Raw genomic sequence first — 22640 nt, 5'->3', positions numbered from 1 at the left:
ATTATGAAAAAGATGCTTAATAAAAAGATTGATAAATCAACAATTCTAATTGTAAATGATATAAATCAAACATTAAATGATTTATTACCTTTTTATTCATCACATAGTATTAGAGTAATTAAGAATGAAGAGAAAGATGATTTCTTACTTATTCAAGCTACTCAAGCAATAAAAGAAGCATATATCGCTTCAAATGAAAATAAATATATTTTTTTATGTGGAAGTACTTTTAGAAATGAAGCTCAAAACTCTTTGTTGAAAGTTTTAGAAGAGCCACCAAGAAATGTTGTATTCATAATTCTTACAAATTCTAAGTCTTCAATACTTCCTACTATTTACTCTAGAATTCCTTTTAAGTATTTAAAAACATCATCACCTAAAAATGAAATTTCATTAAATCTATCGAAACTTGATTTAAAAGATATTTATTTATTTCTAAAAGAAAATCAAAAAATTTCTAAAAATGATGCAAAAGATGTAGTTGAATCTATTTTATTAAAAGTTAGTAAAGAGAAATTAAAATTATCAAAAAAACAATTAGATTTATTTTCACAGAGTTTAAAACTTTTAGATTTAAATTCTAGACCTATAAATATTCTAACTACTCTACTTTTATCTTTAGCGAACAAACAAAACTAAAAAATAAGAATTAATATATGAAAAATTATAAAATAAAAATAATGGGTGTTTTAAATGCAAATGAAGACTCTTTTTTTAAAAGCAGTAGATTTGATAGTAAAGAAGCCTCTTCTAAAATAGAAAGTATGATAGAAAATGGTGCTAATATTATTGATATTGGTGCAGTTTCAAGTAGACCAGGAAGTATTGCAGTTGATGAAAAAATAGAATTAGAACGATTAAAAAATATTGTTGACATAATTTATGATGAAAAATATTTTGAAAAAGTTGATTTTTCTATTGATTCTTATTCTCCTTTAGTTATCAATTACGTTTTAAATAAAGGTTTTAAAATAGTAAATGATATTACAGGTCTTCAAGATGATGAAGTATGTAAAGTTTGTTCTAAATATGATGCACAAGTAGTAATAATGCATATGCAAAACAATCCCTCAAATATGCAAGAAAAGCCTTTGTATAAAGATATTGTGTTAGATATTGATAATTTTTTTGATAAACAAATAAAAAAAGCAAAAAAATTTGGAATTAATGATATTGTATTAGATGTAGGTATTGGTTTTGGGAAAAATTTAGAACATAATTTAATGCTTTTAAAGAATTTAGATTATTTTAAACATTTTGGATATGAATTGTTAATAGGTGCTAGTAGAAAATCTATGATAGATATGATTAGTCCTTCTACAATTGAGAATAGATTAGCAGGAACTTTGGCAATTCATTTAGAATCAATTAGAAATGGTGCTTCAATTATTAGATGTCATGATGTTTATGAACATAATCAAGCAATTAAAGTTCAAGAAGCAATTAACAATATCTAAAACATGAAATACTAAAGTATTTCATGTAAAGTATTAGCTTTTTTCATCCATTTTGCTAATTTCTCATATTCTTCATTTTCAACCATTTCTCGAACATTTTTCATATGAACTTCAAATAAGTCTATACCTTTTAGTAAATTCTCTCTATTTTGTTTAAAAATATCTGTCCACATATCAGGACTTGACTTGGCAATTCTACTCATATCTTTAAATCCACCAGCAGCTAATGCGATTATTGATTTTGGATCTTCATGATTCATTACTGTATTTGCTAAAGAATAAGAAATAGCATGTGGTAAATGTGACATATAGCAAGCGTGTACATCATGAATATGTGAATTCATAAAAACAATTCTCATTCCAATATCTTGAAATATTTTGATAGCCCTATTTTTATGAAGTTCTGTATTTTCTTCTAAATCACATAAAACAACAGTTTTGCCTTCATACAAATTATCCATAGATGCTTTTGGACCTGATTTTTCTGTACCTGTCATAGGATGTGCAGCGATAAAATTTTTTCTTATCTCTTTTGGGATATTTTTTACTATGAACTCTTTTGTTGAGCCTAAATCCATAATTGTAGTTGAATCTTTAATATCTAAAAATTCTGGTAATATCGAAATAATAGTATCAACAGGAATTGCTAGAACAATTAAATCACACTCTTCTTTTAATCTTTTTATATCTACTAATTCATCCACTAAATTTAGTTCTAAAATCTCTTTTTTAGATTTTTCACTTCTTGCATATCCATATATTTTTTTAGCAATACCATATTTTTTAACTGCTTTTGCAAGAGAACCTCCCATAAGTCCTAAACCAACTATTCCTATATTCAACGTTACACCTTTTTTCATAATTTAATTTTGTGATTATATCTTAATATTTATATAAAGTGAATTTAGATATATTTATGCCTAATTATGAAATCAAGGAAAGTCGTGAAAAATAAAGTAATCCTATTTTCTTTAGCATGTGCAACAGTACTATGCGCAGATACAATACAATCTATAGAATATAATAATTTAAATAAGATATCTAAAAAAATAATAAATGAAACACTAGGTATAAAAGTTGGTGATGAATTTAATAATGACAAAATTAATAATGCAATAAAAGAGTTTTATAAATTTGGTTATTTTGATGATATAGTTGCTGTTAATAATAATGGTAAATTGCAATTGAACTTTAAAGAAAAGCCATCAATAGCTAACGTAGACATTCAAGGTTATAAAACTAGAGCTGAAGATATAGAATCATTAAAAACGATGATTAAACTTAAAAAAGGTTCTATGTATACTGAAAAAAGAGTAAAAGATGCAAAAAAGATTTTATTAGATTTACTTGAAAATGATGGATATATTAATTCTGTTGTTGAAACAGAAGTAGAAAAATTAAATGAGCATTCATTAAAACTTACTTTTTATGTAAACAAAGGTGATGAAATTATTATCAAAAAAGCGAATTATTATGGATCTGATAATTTAGATCAAAGTGATTTTGATAATGTAACTTCAAATAAAGAAAAAGAGTTTGCATCATGGTGGTTTGGTCAAAATGATGGTGAAGTTAATATTGATCAACTAAAATATGATGCAAGAAGAATTAATGAATTATATTTTGAAAAAGGTTTCTTAGATGCACAAGTTAAAGAACCATTCTTAAATATAGATTTTGCTTCAAATCAAGCAAACTTAGACTTTTTTATAAAAGAAGGAAAAAAATACACTACAAATGATATAAAAATATTTTTAGACTCATCTATTGTTGATCCAAAAGATATTTACCCTGAGTTAGATTTGATAATTGGAAATACATTTAACATAAAAAAATTAAGAAGAGATCAAGCTTATATTAAAACACAAGTTGCAAATAAAGGTTATGCTTTTGCACAAGTTAAATTTGATATACAAAAAGATGAAAAAAATTCAAAAGTTAATGTTGTATATAATGTAATCCCAGGTAAAAAGGTTTATGTAAATGATGTAAGAATTTCTGGTAATTCTAGAACATTAGATAGAGTTATTAGACGTGATGTTTATTTAGCTCCTGGAGATTTATATAATGAAACTGATTTAAATGATACTAAATCAAAATTAGGTAGATCTAAATATTTTGATAATGTTAAGGTTGAACAAAAAAGAGTATCAGAAGATAAGATTGATATTTTAATTGATGTTGTTGAAGGATCAACTGGTTCCTTAACTATCGGTGGTGGATATGGTTCTTATGATAAATTAATGATTAATGGTTCAGTAAGTGATTCTAATATTTTTGGTTCTGGATTAAGTGTCGGAATTAGTGCTGATTTATCTGCTACAAGGAGTGCATTTTCTTTAAGTTTAAATAATCCTGCTATTGATGATAGTAAGTTTAGTGGAGATGTAGAAATTCATAATACTGAGAGTGAAATAAATAGAACAGTATATGATTTAGATAAAAATACAAAGGGTTTCTCTGTTGGAGTTGGTAGAGAAATAATAAGAGATTTACGTGGTGGATTAAGATATAAACTTGATTTTATAGATGAAGATTATACATATGATGATATTTCTACTATCACAAACCCTTATGTGGATAAGGATTATATTTCTAGTTCTATTACACCTTATATAAATTATGATAATACAGATAATTATCAATTACCAAGAGAAGGTGTAAAAGCTGGTACTTCTTTACAATATGCAGGTATTGGTGGTGATTCTAAGTATTTAAAATCAACTACTTATTTTAAATATTTCAATAATTTAAATGATTATGCTGAATTAGATTGGATTTTTAGATTTAAAACTAAAGTTAGTATTCTAATCGATAATGGAGAAATTAATCAAGGGGATTCATTATATCTTGGTGGTCCAAAAACTTTAAGAGGATTTAAATCTTATTCTTTCCCTGCAAATGAAGATGGTGAAGTTACAAAACCATATAAAAACTTATGGGCAAACTCTCTTGAAATGAGTTTCCCTTTAATTCCAAATGCAAAAATGAGATGGGCTTTATTTTATGACTATGGTATGATTGGAGAAGATAGTTTTAGTGAAATTCAAAGATCAAGTACTGGTGCTGTATTAGAATGGATTTCTCCTATGGGACCATTGCAATTAATTTTTGCTAAACCTTTAGATGCTGAAACAACTGATGATACATCTACATTTGAATTCTCACTAGGGAGTAGTTTTTAATGGTTAAAAAAATGGATATATTAAATAGAAGAATAACAAATGAAGAGGCATTAGATTTAATACAAAATGCACCACTATTAGAGTTAGGTGAATTAGCAAGTAAAAGAAAACTTGAACTTCATCCTGATAAAACTACATCTTTTATTGTTGATAGAAATATTAATTATACTAATGTATGTTGGGTTGATTGTAAATTTTGTGCATTTTATCGTCATGGTCGGGATGATGAAGCATATGTATTAAAATTTGATGAAATTGATCAAAAAATTGATGAACTAATTGAAATTGGTGGAACACAAATCTTATTTCAAGGTGGAGTTCATCCAAAATTAAAAATAGATTATTATGAAGAATTAGTTGAACATATTCATACTAAATATCCTGATATTACTATTCATGGTTTTTCTGCAATTGAAATAAAATATATTGCAAAAGTATCAAAAATAACTATTTTAGAAGTTTTAAAGAGATTACAAGTTAAAGGTTTAAGTTCAATTCCTGGAGCTGGGGCTGAGATTTTAAGTGATAGAGTAAGAGATATTATTGCTCCTTCTAAAATGGATAGTAAAGATTGGATTAATGTTCATGCTCTTGCACACTCAATTGGTATGAAAACTACTGCTACAATGATGTTTGGAACAGTTGAAACTGATGAAGAAATTATTGAGCATTGGGAACTATTAAGAGATTTACAAGATAAAACAGGTGGATTTAGAGCCTTTATTATGTGGTCATTCCAAGGTGCAAATACTAAACTTTTAGAAGAAATACCAGACATTAAACCTCAATCTTCTAATAGATATTTAAGATTATTAGCAGTTTCACGGCTTTATTTAGATAATTTTAAAAATATGCAAAGTTCATGGGTTACACAAGGCTCATATATTGGTCAATTAGCTTTAAATTTTGGAGCTAATGACTTAGGAAGTACTATGATGGAAGAAAATGTTGTTAAAGCAGCAGGAGCTTCTAATAGAATGAATCAAGAAGAAATGATTAGGCTGATTAAAGACATAGGTGAAAATCCTGCAAAAAGAAATACAGCTTATGAGATATTAGAAAGGTATTAATCCTTTATGAAAAAATTTAAAAAATATTTATTTGCATTAGTAATTTTACAAGGAAGTTTAATGAGTGCTACTATAAAGCATATTGAAACAAATGGAATTAAAATTCCAGTGATTTTTGAAGAACAAAAAAGTTTACCAATTCTTAACTTACAATTAGTTTTTCAAAATTCTGGATATATTCAAGATAAAAATAAAAGTGGACTAGCAAGTCTTTCTTCACAGTTATTAAATGAAGGAACTAAAAAGTTAGGTTCAACTGCATTTGCACAAAAATTAGAAGAAAATGCAATTTCACTACAGGCATCAAATGGTTTTGAAACATTTGTAATAGAATTATCTAACTTAAAAGATGTATCTTCTAAATCTATAGATTTATTAACAAAATTAATTAAATCACCAAATTATACAGAAGATACTTTAGATAAAATCAAAACACTAAAAATCGGTGCTTTAAAAAGAAAAGAGAATGATTTTGACTATACAGCTAAAAATTTATTAAAAGCAGAGTTATTTAAAGGAACTTCTTTACAAAACCCGAGTTCTGGGACAATTGAATCAATTGAAAAAATTAATTTAAAAGACATAAAGACCTTTATCAATGATACAGTAAACTTAAATAATCTAATTATTGTAGCAGGTGGAGATTTTGATTATGAAGAATTTAAAACATTAATTACTCCTGTTTTAGAAGCTTTAAAAACTGGAACAAAAAGAAAATTAGAAGAAGTTAAGTTTGTATCAAAAAAACAAGAAGAGACTTTAATAAAAGAAACAGAACAAGCTTATATTTATTTTGGAAGTTCTTATAATATTACAGCATCAGATGAAAATAGATATATGGCAAAAGTAGCATCATTTATTTTAGGTGGTTCTGGTTTTGGTTCAAGACTTATGGAAGAAATCAGAGTAAAAAGAGGTTTAGCTTATAGCGCTTATGGTTCTGTATCAATCAATAAATCTCATACTTTTTTTAGTGGATATTTACAAACAAAAAATGAGAGTGCAAAAGAAGCACAAACTTTAGTAACACAAATTATTGAAGATTTTGTTAAAAAAGGTGTTACTCAAAATGAATTAAAAGCAGCAAGGAATTTCTTAACAGGGAGTGAACCTTTAAGAAATGAAGTTTTATCTCAAAGATTAAATAAAGCTTTTACATTATTTTATAGAGGATTAGATCAAGATTATCCCAATCAAGAGTTAAAGTTAATCGAAAATCTAAAATTAGAAGATTTAAATAAATTTATTCAATCTCATAAAGAGATTAATAATTTAACATTTGCAATAGTAAGGAAATAATTTGTTGAGATTTGCGCCAAGTCCTACAAGAAATATGGATATAGGTGATTTACGAATTGCCATTTTTAATTATATTATATCTAAGCAATTAAATGAAGATTTAACAATTAGAATTGAAGATTATGATAAAGATAAAAATATTGATGGAAAAGATAAAGAAATTCTTGAATTTTTAGCTTTATTTTCTATTGATTATTCTAGAGCTGTTCATCAAAGTGATTCTTTAAAATATCATCAAAAAATAGCTATGCAGTTATTAACACAAAAAAAAGCATTTTCATGTTTTTGTGGTGATGAAAAACTTAAAGAATTAAAAAATTATGATGGTTTTTGTGAAACATTATCTGATGAAACAGTTTTAGAAGTAAATGCACCTTTTACAGTAAGAATTAAAAAGCCAAATCAAAATATTATATTTACAGATATGATTAATGATGACTTTACTGCAAGTGTTTTAGATGTTGATTCTTTTATTATTTTAAAACATGATAAAACACCAACATATAATTATGCTTGTGCAATTGATGATATGTTAATGGATATTTCACTTGTTATTAGAGATATAAAACATTTATCTGATACTGCTAAGCAAATACATATTAGAAATGCATTGGGTTATACAAAAGAGATAAAATATGCTCATTTACCAAGTATTTCAAATGCTTCAGATAATTCACTTAAATTACTAATAGATGAAGGTTTTCTTCCTAGTGCAATTGCTAATTATTTAGTATCATTAGGTAATGTTACACCAAAAGAAATATTTACATTAGAAGAAGCTATTAAATGGTTTAAGATTGAAAATATTTCTAAAACAGAAGTAAAATTTGATATTGAAAAATTAAAATCTATTAATAAAAAGCATTTAGAACTTATTGATGATATGAGATTATCAAAAATATTAGGATTTGCAGATTTAGATATTGGGAAATTAGGAAAAATTTATTTAGAAGAAGTTTCTACTATAAAAGAATTAAAAAATAAAATTAATACTATTTTTACAGCCAAAACTACATCTAAAGGTTTAGAAGAAGAAATTTTAAAAATAAAAGAGTGCTTACAAAATGCACCTTTTTATGATAATTTTGATGAATTAAAAAAGTACATTATAAAAGAAACACAATTAAAAGGTGATGCTTTAGTTAAGCCATTAAAATATATTTTAACAGGTTCTTTAAATGCTCCTGATTTATCTAAAATTTACCCTTTAATTAAAAACTATTTAGGAGAAATCATAAAATGATAGATGCTTTTACAACATCAGTATTAACAGTAGTTTTAACTATTATATCTTTATATAAATGGGTTATTATTATATCTGCTTTATTAACTTGGGTAAATCCAGATCCTAATAATCCTATTGTACAAATGTTATATAGATTAACAGAACCTGCTTATGCACTTCTTAGAAAATTTATTCCTACAGTATTTGGTGGGATGGATCTAGCTCCAGTTATATTGATTTTTGCTTTAATGTTCATAGAAATATTTTTAAAAAATTTATTCTTTTAGAGTAGGCTTTTGAAGAAAACAATAGCCTCATTATTATGTGTACTTGTGATAAATACTCACGCTAATAATGAAATAATAAATATTACAGATAAAGATTTTAAAGTAAGTTTAGATTGGCTTGAAGATAAACCAAAATCTTATGCAAAAGATTTTTTTATTATTCAATATTTAAAACAAAATAATACAAATCCTAAAGATGCTCAAATAGCATACGAAATGTCCAAATCTAAAAATGGTAGAGTTAAGAAAGCTTTTAAAAAGTTTTCTTCTAAGATTCCTGATGAAGATTTAAAATGTTATAGAGCAAGGAGCAAAGAACTTTTAAAAGAAAGCTCTAGATGTATTGCCTTAGGTTTAAGTATTTTTGATGCAACTAAAATCTCAAAAGAAGATTTAAATATTGCAATTGAAAAGATTAAACCCTACCCTACTTTAAGAAATGACCTTAAAGTTATTGCTTCAGAAAATCCTTTTGAATCTTTACTTAATGCAAATACAAATAGGTTCTATAGATTATTTTTTAATACAAGAAGAGATTTTCGTGAAAACTTTATAGACTATGCTCTTCCTGATAGTTTTATTGATGAAATCTCAATGGATAAGGATTTTAATAGATTTGTTTTATATGCAATTCATATAGATAAACTAAATAATATCCAAAAATCATTATTTAATGTAAAAGATAATAAAAATATTACACATCAAACACTTTTTTCATTAGCATTAAATGCAATTAAATATAAAAAAGATGATGTCGCATTAAATTATTTGGAAAAAGCTTATAAAAAGGCTTATTTCCAATCATCAAAAGATAGAACACTTTTCTGGATTTATTTATTAACTCAAAATAAATCTTTTTTATATGAAGTATCAAAGAGTTGGGATAATAATATATATTCTTTATATGCAAAAGAATTATTAGAAGTTTCAATCAATAATATTTATTATAATATTGATATTCCAAATACAAAAAGTGCATTTAATACTTTAGATCAATTTGAATGGATTAAAGTTGTAGAAGATACAAGAAAAAATCTTGATGAAAATAAATTGGAGAAATATTCTAATTTATTTACTGATAACTCTACTTTACCTCATTATGCATTTGTCTTAGAAAGATACTCAAGATATAAAAAACAATATTTTATTGAACCTTATAAAAATATAATGAAAAAGTATGATATTAATAGACAAGTATTAATGTATTCAATTGGTAGACAAGAAAGTCGTTTTATCCCATCAGCAGTCTCTTTTGCTACGGCTCAAGGTGTTATGCAAATAATGCCATTTTTATCTAAATCATTAGCAAAACAATTAAAAGAACCATATAATATATATGAGCAGTTTTTACCTGAAGTAAATTTAAGATATGCAAATAAACATCTTGATTCATTAAGTAAACAATTTAATAATAATCCTTTATTTATTGCTTACGCATATAATGGTGGTGCTGGTTATACAAGAACACAATTTAAACGTGGTCTATTTAAAGAAAAAAATAGATTTGAACCATTTATGAGTATGGAACAAATTTCTTATGCAGAAACTAGAAAGTATGGTAAAAAAGTTTTAACTAATTATTATATATATAATAATCATTTAAATAAAAAGAATAAATTAACTTTATCTTCTATTTTTCAAACGTTAATTTTGCAAAATTAGCATTCGTATTAGATAAAGTTAAAATTAGTTTATCACTCTTTTTATTCTTTTTAAATTTCACTAAATAATATTTTCCCCAAGTATTCTTAGATAAAATATCTTTATACATTTTGTTTTCATAAGAAATTTCTTCAATAGATATAGGTTTTTTTGTATTCAAATAAAAAGAATATCCATTCTCTTTTATATCTTGTGTATCTGAATTAATAAAATATAAAGAAGTAATAAATGTTTCATAATCAGATTGAAACTCTTTTATATCTATATTATTTAGATAAGTAGCCCATAAAAGGACTTTTTGTTCCTCATTTATTATTACATCCGCTTTTTTTGTATATTGCATAGCTTTTGCTTCAATTTCGTTTTTCTTAAAATGTTTCAATGCAGTTGTTGATGAACATCCAATAAATATTGTTGATAATATTGATAAAAATAAAGTTTTGTACATATCTTCTCCGAGCTTTAAAGCCAATATTTTACAATACTTTAACCATCATTTAGATAAAATCCATTTTATGAAAACAAAAAGATTGGCAGTTGCCTTTTCTGGACCATCAAATAGTGGCAAAACTACAGCAATTGTTAAAATATCAAATATTTTACAAGATAGTGGCTTTAAAGTTTGTATCATAAAACACGATCCAAAAGATAAAGCTATGTTTGACAGAGTGGGAAAAGATTCATATAAATTTGGAGAGACAGGTGCAGATGTTGCTGTTGTATCTCCAAATAAAACTACATTAATGAAAAAAGAAACTTCTTCAATAGAAGAGTTAATTTATTTATTTAATGACTTTGATTACTTGTTAGTTGAAGGCTTAAAAACATTAGATTTACCAAGAATTTCTATTTTTAGAAATAGCATAGACAAAACGTATTTAAAATTCACACATGCAATTGCATGTGATGAAACAATAAATAATGATGATATTCCATCATCAATTGATAAATTAAATTTAAACTCTCCAGAAGATATAATTATCTGGATTGATAAAAACGCAAAAAGAGTATAAAAATGCAAGATATAATTAAAGCTATAGAAAAAGCTAGTATTAAGATTAAAGAGTTAATTGAGACAGGTGATACAAGTAAAAGTGAACAAGAAAATTCAACGGGTGATACTCAATTAAAACTTGATATTGCAAGTGATATTATTATTGAAGATATCTTTAAAACAATTCCAAGTATTAAAGCAATTGTAAGTGAAGAGCAAGAAAATATTGTTCCTTTACATGAAAATGGTGAATATTTAATAGCTTATGATCCTTTAGATGGTTCTTCATTGGTGGATGTAAATTTATCAGTTGGTTCTATTTATGGAATTTATAAAAACGAATTTAATGCAAAAAATATTATTGCATCTGTATATGTGGTATTTGGACCTCGTGTAGAAATGGTAGTTGCTATTGATGATGTTAAAATGTATAGACTTTTAAAAGGTAAATTTGAATTTATTCAAAAAATTGTTTTAGATGAGAAAGGTAAATTAAATGCCCCTGGTTCTACACAAAATTGTTGGGCTCCATTTCATAAAAAATTAATTGATGATATTTTTAATGATGGTTATAGATTAAGATACTCAGGAGGAATGGTTCCTGATTTACATCAAATTTTATTAAAAGGTGGTGGATTATTCTCTTATCCAGGTACTACAGATAGACCTAAAGGTAAATTAAGACAATTATTTGAAGTATTTCCATTTGCATATGTTTATGAAAAAGCAAATGGTCAAGCAGTTGATGGATATAAAAGAGCTTTAGAAGTGGAGACTACTCATATTCATGATACAACTCCTTGTTTCTTTGGCTCAAATACTGAAATAAATAGAGTTCTTGAAGTTTATAAAAAGAATGGATAATAATACAGATATAGTAATTGATGAATGGCAAATAAAGCTTGATCAGAAATTACTTGAGTTAAAAGAATGTCAAAAAAATGAATCCTTAGAATCATGTAATCCTTGTGATAAGTTTTTTGACTGTGATTTAAGAAATAAATATGTACTTGCTGTTTATGCCTCTATGAATAAAGGCTCTAACGGTGGGTTTGAATTTTAATATTATAATTTATAAAAAAGGTAAATAATGGAAGAATCTTGTAAAAATGTTTATATAACTACACCTATATATTATGTGAATGATATAGCACACATAGGCCATGCCTATACGACAATAATAGCTGATATGTTAGCTAGATATTCTAGATTAACTGGTGCAAATACATTTTTCCTTACAGGAACAGATGAACATGGTCAAAAAATTGCACAAAGTGCAGAGTCAAGAGGTAAAACTCCAAAAGAGTATGCAGATGAAGTATCAGGTAAATTTAGAACTTTATGGGATGATTTTGACATTTCTTATGATAAATTTATTAGAACAACAGATGAACAACATAAAATTGGTGTTCAACATGCCTTTTTAAAGATGTATGATAAAGGTGATATTTACAAAGGTGAATATGAAGGTTATTATTGTGTATCATGTGAGACATTTTTTACAGAAAAACAATTAGTTGATGAACAATTTTGTCCTGATTGTGGAAGACCTACTAATATTGTAAAAGAAGAAAGTTTCTTTTTCAAATTATCTGCTTATGAAGATAGATTATTAAAATGGTATGAAGAAAATGAAGATTGTATTCTACCTAGATCTAAGAAAAATGAGATTATTAATTTTGTAAAAGGTGGATTAAGAGATTTATCAATCTCTAGAACATCTTTTGATTGGGGAATTAAGCTTCCTGAATCTATGAATGAACCAAAACATGTTATGTATGTTTGGTTAGATGCTTTAATGAACTATATTACAGCTCTTGGTTATGGAACAGATGAAAAAGAGATGTCTCATTGGCCAGCTTCAATTCATTTAGTAGGAAAAGATATTTTAAGATTCCATGCTATTTATTGGCCTGCTTTTTTAATGTCTTTAGACTTACCTTTACCAAAACATATTGCAGCACATGGTTGGTGGACAAGAGATGGTGAAAAAATGTCAAAATCAAAAGGAAATGTAGTAGACCCTAAAAAAGTTGCTGATGCTTATGGATTGGATGCATTTAGATACTTTATGCTCAGAGAAGTTCCTTTTGGTCAAGATGGTGATTTTTCTCAAAAAGCATTAATGGATAGAATTAATTCAGATTTAGGAAATGACTTAGGAAACTTATTAAATAGAATTTCGGGAATGAGTGGGAAATATTTTGATTTTAAAATCACTTCTAAAGATGTAAAGAAATATCACCAAAAAGAATTAGATGAAGTAGAAAGCATTTTAGAAAATATTGAAGAATATTTATATAAAATGCAATTAAATAGATATTTAGAAGATATTTGGAAAGTATTAACAATTGCAAATAAAGCAATTGGTGATTATGAACCTTGGGCTAAAATGAAAGAAGGTAGAACTGATGAAGCAATGGCTTTAGTTGCTTTAATTACTAATATTATGGCAAGAGTTTCTCTTCTTTTAGACTCTGTTATGCCAGAAAAAATTGACAAAATTGCAACATCTCTTGGAATAACAATTGACAATGCTACTTATGTTAGATTAATTAAAAATAAAGAACTAATTCCTGGTACAACTATTACAAAAGTTGAGCAATTATTCCCAAGAATTGAAGATATTCTTTTAGAACAAGCTAAACCAGCTATTGTAGAAAAAGCAGTTGCGGAAAAAGAATCTTCAAAAAAAGATGAAGCTATTGAAGAAGATGATAATCTAATTACAATAGATAAATTTTTTGAAACAACTTTAAAAATTGGAACAATTGTAGATGCAGAAGAAGTTCCAAAATCTAAAAAACTTTTAAAATTACAAGTAGACTTAGGTGAAGGTAGAAATAGACAAATTTTAGCAGGAATCAAAGAGTTTTATTCTGCTCAAGATTTAATAGGAACACAAGCTTGTGTAGTTGCTAACTTAAAACCTGCAAAACTAATGGGTATGATTAGTGAAGGTATGTTAATGGCTGCAAAGGATGAAAATGGTTTATCTTTAATTAGACCAGAAGCACCTAAAAAAATAGGTACAAAAATAAGTTAGTGAAAATAAATTCTATTATAGATATTATTGATGGGAAACTTTTAAATTCCCCATCAATATCTTTTATATACTCTTTTAAAACTGATGTAAATAAAGTAAAAGAAGGTGATCTTTTTATAGCTAATAATTTGGATGATATTCAAATAGCTGTACAAAAAGGTGCTTTTGCTATTATTACAAAAAGTATTTATCCTATAATAGATAATGAAATTGCTTGGATAAAAGTAGATGATATTAATACTATTATTATAAAACTTATTAGATATAAATTAGCCAACTTTAATCTAAAAGCTTATTTCTGTAATGATATAAGTTATGAATTGCTTACAGTTTTTTCTTCTAATGAGAAAAAAGTAAAACTAATTTCAAAAGATTTAGGTAAATTTATATCAACAATTGATGAAATAGATGGAAATTCAATAATCATTTCAAAAGATATTGATTTATTAAATAAACTTTATCCTAATAATACTAATTTTGAAAAAGAAAATTTTAGTATAACTAATTTAATTGAACATTCTATTTTTGAAGTTTCTTTTACTTATAAAGATACTTATTTTCAAAGAATAAAAATACCAAGTATTTATATAGAAGATTTTATAAGAGTTTATAATTTTCTTAGTCTTAATGAATTCGATGATTCCAAATTAAAGAATTTTAATTTCTTTAAACCAATCTTTTTAGATAAAAATTTAACTATTATTGAATTTGGGAAAAGTAATAAGTTTATTATAGTTCAAAATGAGCCTTCTTTAATTAATAAAGAGATTAATTATTTAAAAGATAAGTTCTCTTATGCAAAAACAGTTTATATCACTTCAACTTATATAAAAAATATTTCTGTTGAGCAAATTATTGTAAAAGATATAAATAAAATAAAAAATGTTATAGAAAACCAATCTTTTAATGCCTTATATATAAGCGGTTTTAAGTTTGAAGATATACAACAAATTCTATTAAAAAAAGAAAAAGAATTATCTCTTTTCTAATTTTAAATCTTAATATTAATACACTGATCCAAAAGAGCTTATAACTTTGCCCATAATTTTAATATCTTTATTACTTAACACCTGTGAAGGATAGTCCTTATTATCCGAAATAATGTCTAATTTTCCATCAACTCTTTTCTGTATTCTTTTTACAAATAATCCATGTACTGTTGTAAAAGCGTATATACCATCTCTTGAACAATCATTTTTTGATTTATCTAAAAATATAATATTATTATCGTTTAATGTAGGTTCCATTGAATCCCCTACTACATTAATTGCATCAATATTTTTAAGGTTTTCTTTACCACCTAAACTATTGACAAAATATGTTGGAACTTCTAGTGATTCAAAGTCATCATTATTCTCATATGCCCCTCCTCCTGCACTAACACTTATTTCTGGAAAATACTTAATCCAGTATTTATCTGTACTATCTACAAGAGAACCTGGATTTTGATTATAAAGTAACCAATTGATAGAAATTTTCTTTTTTGCACAAAAATTTAAGATATTTGAATAAGGAATCTTCCCTCTATTTTTCATAGTTGCAAAATTTGCCTGAGATAATTCTAATGAATTTGCAACATCTTTATCAAAGATTTTCCCATTTACTCCATCAGCACTTAATATATCTTTTAACTTATCAATTATTTCGCTTACAATAAGCATTTTTAATCCTTTACATAGTCTTTACACAATTATATTACATTATGAAATATAAATCAAGTATTTATCTAAAATATTTAATAAAATGTAATATTTAATAAAAAAAAGAACAAAATGATTATAAAAATAATGAAACTTTAAAATAACGCAATAAATTTTTTCATAATAATTGAACTTTATTTTTTAGCTTTTTTAAGAAAGTATTATAAATAAAACAAATTTATAAATTTAATAAAAAACAAGGATAAGTATAAATGTTAATAAAGCTACTTTAATATACTATTACACTAATAATCACATTGTGGTAACCACGGAGACTGTTATGGAAATAAACTTAGTTACGGAAGCATTTAAATTTATGTTATTAGGGATGGGTGTTGTATTCTCATTTTTAGTTATTATGATTTTTGTGCTTAAAGCTCAGGCGGCATTATTAACAAAATATTTTCCCGAAAAGAAAATAGAAGCAATTAAAAGGCCTCCCGCAACTGCTTCATCTAATGAAGCTGCGAAGGTGGCTGCTATAGTTGCAGCTGTTCAACATCATAAAAATCTAAAAGGTTAATTTTAATGTCGAAAAAGTATATAGATGTTATGGATACTACATTTAGAGATGGATTTCAATCTGTCTTTGGAGGTAGAGTTTTAATGAATGACTTTTTCCCAGCTGTAGAAGCTGCGAAAGATGCGGGTATAACTCATTTTGAGTTTGGTGGTGGAGCTAGGTTCCAATCTTTATTTTTCTACTTACAAGAAAATGCATTTGAAATGATGGATAAATTCAGAGAAATTGTTGGTCCAGATGCAAACTTACAAACACTAGCTCGTGGTATCAATACAGTAATGTTAGATACAGGTTCTAGAGAACTAATAGACTTACATGCAAAAATGTTCGCAAAACATGGTACTTCAACAATAAGAAATTTTGATGCTCTAAATGATGTTCAAAATTTAGAGTACTCAGCTGAATGTATTAAGAAGTATGGGGTAAATCATGAAGTTGTTGTTACTCTTATGGATTTACCTCCAGGATGTACGGGTGCACATGATGTTGCTTTCTATGAAAAAACACTAAGACAAATTTTAGATAGTGGACTTCCTTATGATTCTCTTTGTTTTAAAGATGCATCAGGAACTTCATCTCCTCAAAAAGTATATGAAACTATTCAGATGGCTAGAAAACTAGTTGGAAATGATACTCATATTAGATTACATACACATGAAACAGCTGGTGTATCAGTTGCTTGTTATTTAGCTGCTTTAGATGCAGGTGCAGATGGTATTGATTTAGCAGCAAGTCCAGTTTCAGGTGGAACTTCTCAACCAGATATTTTAACTATGTTACATGCTGTAAAAGGTAAAAACTATGATCTTGGTGGTTTAGAAATTGAAAAAATTCTTAAATATCAAGAAGTTTTAGGTCACCAATTAAAAGACTACTTTATCCCACCAGAAGCAACGCAAGTTTCTCCTTTAATTCCATTTTCACCAATGCCAGGTGGAGCTTTAACTGCTAATACTCAAATGATGAGAGATAATGGAACTTTACATAAATTTCCAGAAGTAATTAAAGCTATGAGAGAAGTTGTTGAAAAAGGTGGTTATGGTACATCTGTAACTCCTGTTTCACAATTCTATTGGCAACAAGCATATGCAAATGTAATGTTTGGACCATGGAAACAAATAGCACCAGGTTATGGGAAAATGGTACTTGGATATTTTGGTAAAACTCCAGTTGCTCCAGATGAAAAAATTGTTGCATTAGCAGCAGAAAAATTAAAAATGGAACCAACTAAAGAAAATCCTTTAGATATTGCAGATAGAGATGAAAAGAAAAAAATATCTGTTTGGAAACAAAGATTAGAAATAGAAGGTATTGAAGCAAGTGAAGAAAACATATTTATTGCAGCAGCTTGTGATGAAAAAGGTATTGCCTTCTTAAAAGGTGAATCACCATTAAATATTAGAAAAAATGATTCAGCTTGTGAAAATGATAAAGATTGTAATTTAGGAGAAAATAAGAATATGAGTAATGCAAATGGAAATTATACAGTAGTTGTAGATGGTCAAAAGTTTAATGTGTCAATTGCAGAAGGTAATGCTGATATACAAGTAACTCCAGTTACTTCAAATTCTAATACAGCTTCAGCTCCAGTTAGTTCAAATGGTGAAGGAGTAGAAGTACCTGCAGTTGTAAATGGTGCCGTATGGAAAATTCTTGTAAAAGAAGGTGATAAAGTTGAAAAAGATCAACAAATTATGATTTTAGAAGCTATGAAAATGGAAATTGATATTAATGCACCTGAGGCTGGTACTATTACTAAAATTTTAGTTGCAGCAAATGATGCTGTTGAAGAAGGACAAACTTTAGCCATTATTGGTTAATAGTTTTATTGGAGTAATAATGAAAAAAAGTTTATTTATTTCTATTTTCCTTTTAATGAGTTTCTTCTCTTTTAGTGCATCAGCATCAACGACTACAGTAGTTGATGCTGATACTCAAAGTGAAGAATATCAATCAAAAAGTATGACACAACTTATTGGGTCTTTTTATCAAACTACAGGATTAAGTGCAATTCTTAGTCCTAAAGAAGGTGTAAAAGATTCGCACGGTAATGATATGAGTATCTTCGCACAAAGTAGCGGTAGAGTTATCATGATTCTTATTTGTTTTTTACTATTTTATCTTGCAATTAAAAAAGGTTTTGAACCATTACTACTAATTCCAATTGGATTTGGTGGAATTTTAGCAAATATTCCAATCGCAAATATAGCAGGTGACCATGGAATGCTTGGAATTATTTATAATATGGGTATTGCAAATGAGTTCTTCCCATTACTTATATTTATGGGTGTTGGGGCTATGACAGATTTTGGTCCATTATTAGCAAATCCAAAAACAGCATTACTAGGTGGTGCAGCACAATTTGGTATTTTTGGTTCATTAGTTGGAGCGGTTGTTCTTTCTCAATATGCACCAGGAATTGATTTTACATTACAACAAGCAGCTGCAATTTCAATTATTGGAGGGGCTGATGGTCCAACTTCAATATTTATTGCATCTGCTTTGGCACCTGAATTACTTGGTGCAATTGCAGTTGCCGCTTATTCTTATATGGCTTTAGTTCCAGTTATTCAACCTCCTATTATGAGATTGTTTACAAATGATGCTGAACGAAAAATAAGAATGAAATCAACAAGAAAAGTTTCAAAATTAGAAAAAATGGTCTTTCCTCTTGTTGTTTTAACTTTAACATTATTAATCTTGCCAGATGCCTCTCCACTTATTGGTGCACTTTGTTTTGGAAATTTTGCTAAAGAATCAGGTGTTGTTGATAGACTTTCTGATACAATGCAAAATGCTTTAATAAATATTGTAACAATATTCTTAGGATTAGGAGTAGGATCAAAACTTGCTTCAGAACAATTCTTAGTTGTAGAGACTATGGGTATTATGGCAATAGGATTATTAGCATTTGCAGCAGGTACTGCTATGGGTGTTTTAATGGCAAAAGTTATGAACTTATTAAGTTCAAAAGACAATCAGATCAATCCTTTAATTGGAGCAGCTGGAGTATCAGCTGTACCAATGGCAGCAAGGGTTGTAAGTAAAGAAGGTCAACAATATGATTCATCGAACATTTTATTAATGCATGCGATGGGTCCTAATGTTGCTGGGGTAATTGGGTCAGCCGTTGCAGCGGGTGTACTTTTATCAATATTTAAATAAAAATTAATTAGTAGGAAGAATTAAATTATGTCTGAAATTAAAGACTCTTTAGGTTTAGAAAATGTGGGAATGGTTAGAAGAAATCTTGATGTGGATACATTAATAGAACATGCAGTTGAAAATGAAGGTGCAAAAGTATCTTCATCTGGTGCATTAATGATTGATACTGGTATATTTACAGGTAGAAGTCCTAAAGATAAGTTTTTTGTTAATCAAGATCCATCAAATAAATATATTGCATGGGGTGATATAAATCATAAAGTATCTAAAGAAGTTTATGAAGAATTATTAGTTACTTCAAAAAAACAATTAAGTAACAAAGATTTATATGTTACAGATGTGTATTGTGGTGCATCATTAGATTCAAGAAAATCTGTTAGATTTATTACTGAAGTTGCATGGCAGGCTCATTTTATTCAGAATATGTTTATTATGCCTGAAACACAAGAGGAAATAGATAATTTTGTTCCAGACTTTACAATTTATAATTCTTGTAAAACTGTTGATATGGCATATGCTAGTCATAATTTACATTCAGAAGTATTTGTTGTATTTAATGTAGAAGATAATGTAGCAATTATTGGTGGAACTTGGTATGCTGGTGAGATGAAAAAAGGTGTTTTCTCAATGATGAATTATTGGCTTCCTTTAGAAGGTAAGTTGGCAATGCATTGTTCTGCTAATATTGGAGAAGATGGTGATACTGCTTTATTCTTTGGTTTATCAGGAACTGGTAAAACTACACTTTCTACTGATCCTAAAAGAGCTTTAATTGGTGATGATGAGCATGGTTGGGATGATCATGGTGTGTTTAACTTTGAAGGGGGATGTTACGCAAAAGTAATTAATCTTGATGAAAGTTCTGAACCTGAAATTTTTAATGCTATAAAAAAAGGTGCAATTTTAGAAAATGTTGTTGCTGATGAAAATGGTGTTGTTGATTATTCAAATGCTTCAAAAACTGAAAATACAAGAGTTTCTTATCCTTTAAATCATATAGTAAATCATACACCAGATATGATGGGTGGACACCCTACTAATATTATATTCTTATGTGCTGATGCATTTGGAGTTTTACCTCCAGTTGCAAAACTTGATAAACAACAAGCTATGTATTACTTTTTAAGTGGATATACTGCTAAAGTTGCCGGAACAGAAAGAGGTATTACTGAACCAGTTGCAACATTCTCATCTTGTTTTGGAGAAGCTTTTTTACCATTAAATCCTACTGTTTACGCAGAATTATTAGGTCAAAAAATTGATAGACATAATGTAAATGTTTTTCTTGTTAATACAGGATGGACAGGTGGTGCTTATGGTGTTGGAACAAGAATGACTATTAAAAATACTAGAGCTTGTATTAATGCAATTTTAGATGGATCTATTAATGATTCAGAGTTTGAAACTTTATCAACTTTTAATTTAAAAATTCCAAAAACGCTAAATGGTGTTGAAACTAAGGTTTTAAATCCTAGAAATACTTGGGCTAATAAAGCAGAATATGATGAAACAAAAAGTAGATTAGCTTCAATGTATATTGAAAACTTTAAAAAATATTTAACTTTGGAAAGTGAATATGATTTCACTGCTGCAGGACCAATTTTATAAGATATATTTTTAATATATCTTATAAAAAAAAGGAGTGAATTAATTCACTCCTTTTTTTATATAAATAACTTCTATTAAATCTAATAAAAATTGTAACAATAAGTTAATTTATTAACACTCTATTTGAATTTCTTCAATTATTTCTAGTCCAAATCCATTTAAACCAACAAATGAATGTTTTCCACCGCTTGTCATTAATTTAATTTGTTTAATATTAAGTGTATTTAATATTTGTGCCCCTATTCCAAAATCTTTTTGAGATTCTTTTGATGTTGCATCATTACTTAGAAAAATTAAAATTCCACCTTTTGATTGTAAAAAATTTATTGTTTTAAGCATTGAATTTAATTTCTCATCATTTAAGAAGAGATCTAAATCAGGGATTACAGTATGAAATTTAACATGTGTTATTTCATTTGTCTCACCAAATAATATAGCTGTATGAATATTTCCTAAATGATCTTTAAATTCTTTCTTTAGTGTAGTAGTTCCAAAAAATAATGTATTCTCATTTGAAACTTCTTCTACTAATTTTTCATGTGATAATCTATATTCAACTAAATCAGAAATATAAATTTGTTTCATATTATGTTTATTTGCAAAAATATCTAAATCATCACGTCTAGCCATTGTTCCATCTTCTTTCATGATCTCACAAATAACTGCTTCACCATTAAGTCCAGCTAACTTACATAAATCTACACTTCCTTCTGTATGCCCTGTTCTTACTAGTACTCCACCATCCTTTGCAATTAAAGGGAATATATGTCCTGGTCGTACAAGTTGTGCAGCATTTGAAATGGGATTTGCTAAAATTTTAATAGTATCATCTCTTTCCCCTGCACTAATTCCAGTTAATGCATCAACAGCATCAACAGAAACAGTAAATGCTGTTTCATATGACGATGTATTCGCTTTAACCATTGGATTAAGTTCTAATTTATTTGCAGTCTCTTTTGTAACTGATACACAAATTAAACCTTTTGCATTTGTTGCCATAAAATTTACTTTTTGTGGAGTGCTTAACGCTGCTGCATAAACAAGGTCACCTTCATTTTCTCTATCTTCATCATCAAGCATAATAACCATATTACCTTTTTGAATTTCTAAAATAGCTTCTTTCACTCTTTGTATTGCATTCATTTTTCTTCTTTTTATATAATATTTGTTTTTCAATATTATATCAAAAATATTAAAATTTAATCTAAAACTACTTGACAAGTATATACTTTTTTACTATAATTTCGTCACTTAAAAACATTGGGGTATCGCCAAGTGGTAAGGCACTAGCTTTTGGTGCTAGCATTCGAAGGTTCGAATCCTTCTACCCCATCCACTTAAGTATTTTAATTATCGCGGAATAGAGCAGCACGGTAGCTCGACGGGCTCATAACCCGTAGGTCGCTGGTTCAAATCCAG

At 27.2% G+C, this 22640-nt stretch carries 21 protein-coding genes and 1 tRNA gene; 18 read left to right on the top strand and 4 right to left on the bottom strand.

Annotated features, from left to right (window positions below; translation table 11 throughout):
* Positions 1-3: 3 nt before the first annotated feature.
* Entirely contained in the window at positions 4-639 is a 636-nt protein-coding gene (locus tag D9T19_RS00110) for a DNA polymerase III subunit delta' (protein WP_228197929.1), read from the top strand.
* 17 nt (positions 640-656) lie between these two features.
* Positions 657-1457 carry a dihydropteroate synthase gene (folP, locus tag D9T19_RS00105; RefSeq protein WP_121626165.1) on the top strand — a complete coding sequence of 267 codons (801 nt, stop codon included), beginning with the start codon at positions 657-659 and terminating at the stop codon, positions 1455-1457.
* 11 nt (positions 1458-1468) lie between these two features.
* On the opposite strand, the gene D9T19_RS00100 is transcribed toward folP, so the two are convergent.
* Positions 1469-2299 (bottom strand): prephenate dehydrogenase, encoded by an 831-nt coding sequence (locus tag D9T19_RS00100; RefSeq protein WP_162984510.1) that lies wholly within the window; start codon positions 2297-2299, stop codon positions 1469-1471.
* Positions 2300-2401: 102 nt separating this feature from the next.
* Here D9T19_RS00100 and bamA point away from each other — a divergent pair, with 102 nt between their 5' ends.
* Genes bamA through D9T19_RS00070 form a run of 6 tightly spaced genes read left to right on the top strand, consistent with a single transcriptional unit; the run spans position 2402 to position 10185 of the window.
* Positions 2402-4642 carry an outer membrane protein assembly factor BamA gene (bamA, locus tag D9T19_RS00095; RefSeq protein ID WP_228197928.1) on the top strand — a complete coding sequence of 747 codons (2241 nt, stop codon included), beginning with the start codon at positions 2402-2404 and terminating at the stop codon, positions 4640-4642.
* Entirely contained in the window at positions 4642-5712 is a 1071-nt protein-coding gene (locus tag D9T19_RS00090; protein ID WP_121626162.1) for a dehypoxanthine futalosine cyclase, read from the top strand. The genes bamA and D9T19_RS00090 overlap by 1 nt, the downstream gene beginning before the upstream one ends.
* A 6-nt stretch (positions 5713-5718) precedes the next feature.
* Positions 5719-7011, top strand: a complete 1293-nt coding sequence (locus D9T19_RS00085) for a M16 family metallopeptidase (protein WP_228197927.1) — start codon at positions 5719-5721, stop codon at positions 7009-7011.
* A gap of 1 nt (position 7012) precedes the next feature.
* Entirely contained in the window at positions 7013-8254 is a 1242-nt protein-coding gene (gene gltX, locus D9T19_RS00080; RefSeq protein ID WP_121626161.1) for a glutamate--tRNA ligase, read from the top strand.
* The gene (locus tag D9T19_RS00075) at positions 8251-8523 is read left to right on the top strand and encodes a YggT family protein (RefSeq protein WP_121626160.1); all 273 of its coding nucleotides are present in this window, start codon (positions 8251-8253) and stop codon (positions 8521-8523) included. Before gltX ends, D9T19_RS00075 begins: the two co-directional genes overlap by 4 nt.
* Positions 8524-8532: 9 nt before the next feature.
* Positions 8533-10185 carry a lytic transglycosylase domain-containing protein gene (locus tag D9T19_RS00070; RefSeq protein WP_121626159.1) on the top strand — a complete coding sequence of 551 codons (1653 nt, stop codon included), beginning with the start codon at positions 8533-8535 and terminating at the stop codon, positions 10183-10185.
* Here the strand turns inward: D9T19_RS00070 and D9T19_RS00065 are convergent.
* Positions 10154-10633 carry a hypothetical protein gene (locus D9T19_RS00065; RefSeq protein ID WP_121626158.1) on the bottom strand — a complete coding sequence of 160 codons (480 nt, stop codon included), beginning with the start codon at positions 10631-10633 and terminating at the stop codon, positions 10154-10156. The genes D9T19_RS00070 and D9T19_RS00065 overlap by 32 nt on opposite strands.
* Positions 10634-10700: 67 nt before the next feature.
* Here D9T19_RS00065 and mobB point away from each other — a divergent pair, with 67 nt between their 5' ends.
* Genes mobB through D9T19_RS00040 form a run of 5 tightly spaced genes read left to right on the top strand, consistent with a single transcriptional unit; the run spans position 10701 to position 15214 of the window.
* The gene (gene mobB / locus D9T19_RS00060) at positions 10701-11198 is read left to right on the top strand and encodes a molybdopterin-guanine dinucleotide biosynthesis protein B (protein ID WP_121626157.1); all 498 of its coding nucleotides are present in this window, start codon (positions 10701-10703) and stop codon (positions 11196-11198) included.
* Positions 11199-11200: 2 nt separating this feature from the next.
* The gene (locus D9T19_RS00055; protein ID WP_121626156.1) at positions 11201-12043 is read left to right on the top strand and encodes a class 1 fructose-bisphosphatase; all 843 of its coding nucleotides are present in this window, start codon (positions 11201-11203) and stop codon (positions 12041-12043) included.
* Entirely contained in the window at positions 12036-12242 is a 207-nt protein-coding gene (locus tag D9T19_RS00050; RefSeq protein WP_121626647.1) for a hypothetical protein, read from the top strand. The genes D9T19_RS00055 and D9T19_RS00050 overlap by 8 nt, the downstream gene beginning before the upstream one ends.
* A gap of 27 nt (positions 12243-12269) precedes the next feature.
* The gene (gene metG, locus D9T19_RS00045; RefSeq protein WP_121626155.1) at positions 12270-14225 is read left to right on the top strand and encodes a methionine--tRNA ligase; all 1956 of its coding nucleotides are present in this window, start codon (positions 12270-12272) and stop codon (positions 14223-14225) included.
* Entirely contained in the window at positions 14225-15214 is a 990-nt protein-coding gene (locus D9T19_RS00040) for a UDP-N-acetylmuramoyl-tripeptide--D-alanyl-D-alanine ligase (RefSeq protein WP_121626154.1), read from the top strand. The genes metG and D9T19_RS00040 overlap by 1 nt, the downstream gene beginning before the upstream one ends.
* 15 nt (positions 15215-15229) lie before the next feature.
* On the opposite strand, the gene D9T19_RS00035 is transcribed toward D9T19_RS00040, so the two are convergent.
* Positions 15230-15886, bottom strand: coding sequence for a S24 family peptidase (locus D9T19_RS00035; RefSeq protein WP_121626153.1), 657 nt, complete (start codon positions 15884-15886; stop codon positions 15230-15232).
* Between the two features lie 319 nt (positions 15887-16205).
* On the opposite strand from D9T19_RS00035, the gene D9T19_RS00030 reads away from it, so the two are divergent.
* The 4 genes from D9T19_RS00030 to pckA are packed head-to-tail and all read left to right on the top strand — an operon-like array spanning position 16206 to position 21221.
* Complete coding sequence (locus tag D9T19_RS00030) at positions 16206-16448, top strand: OadG family protein (protein WP_121626152.1); 243 nt, start codon at positions 16206-16208, stop codon at positions 16446-16448.
* Positions 16449-16453: 5 nt separating this feature from the next.
* Positions 16454-18268 carry a biotin/lipoyl-containing protein gene (locus tag D9T19_RS00025; protein ID WP_121626151.1) on the top strand — a complete coding sequence of 605 codons (1815 nt, stop codon included), beginning with the start codon at positions 16454-16456 and terminating at the stop codon, positions 18266-18268.
* Positions 18269-18287: 19 nt separating this feature from the next.
* Positions 18288-19613: a sodium ion-translocating decarboxylase subunit beta gene (locus D9T19_RS00020; RefSeq protein WP_121626646.1), complete on the top strand. Its 1326-nt coding sequence runs from the start codon at positions 18288-18290 to the stop codon at positions 19611-19613.
* A gap of 27 nt (positions 19614-19640) precedes the next feature.
* On the top strand, positions 19641-21221 hold the full coding sequence (pckA, locus tag D9T19_RS00015; RefSeq protein WP_121626150.1) for a phosphoenolpyruvate carboxykinase (ATP): 1581 nt from the start codon (positions 19641-19643) through the stop codon (positions 21219-21221).
* 111 nt (positions 21222-21332) lie between these two features.
* On the opposite strand, the gene D9T19_RS00010 is transcribed toward pckA, so the two are convergent.
* Positions 21333-22364 carry a bifunctional 3,4-dihydroxy-2-butanone 4-phosphate synthase/GTP cyclohydrolase II gene (locus D9T19_RS00010; protein ID WP_121626645.1) on the bottom strand — a complete coding sequence of 344 codons (1032 nt, stop codon included), beginning with the start codon at positions 22362-22364 and terminating at the stop codon, positions 21333-21335.
* A gap of 118 nt (positions 22365-22482) precedes the next feature.
* Here D9T19_RS00010 and D9T19_RS00005 point away from each other — a divergent pair.
* A tRNA-Gln gene (locus D9T19_RS00005) sits at positions 22483-22557 on the top strand.
* The last annotated feature ends 83 nt before the right edge of the window (positions 22558-22640 follow it).

Source organism: Poseidonibacter antarcticus (genome assembly GCF_003667345.1).
Taxonomy (GTDB): domain Bacteria; phylum Campylobacterota; class Campylobacteria; order Campylobacterales; family Arcobacteraceae; genus Poseidonibacter; species Poseidonibacter antarcticus.
This window is presented reverse-complemented; position numbering and strand designations above follow the sequence as displayed.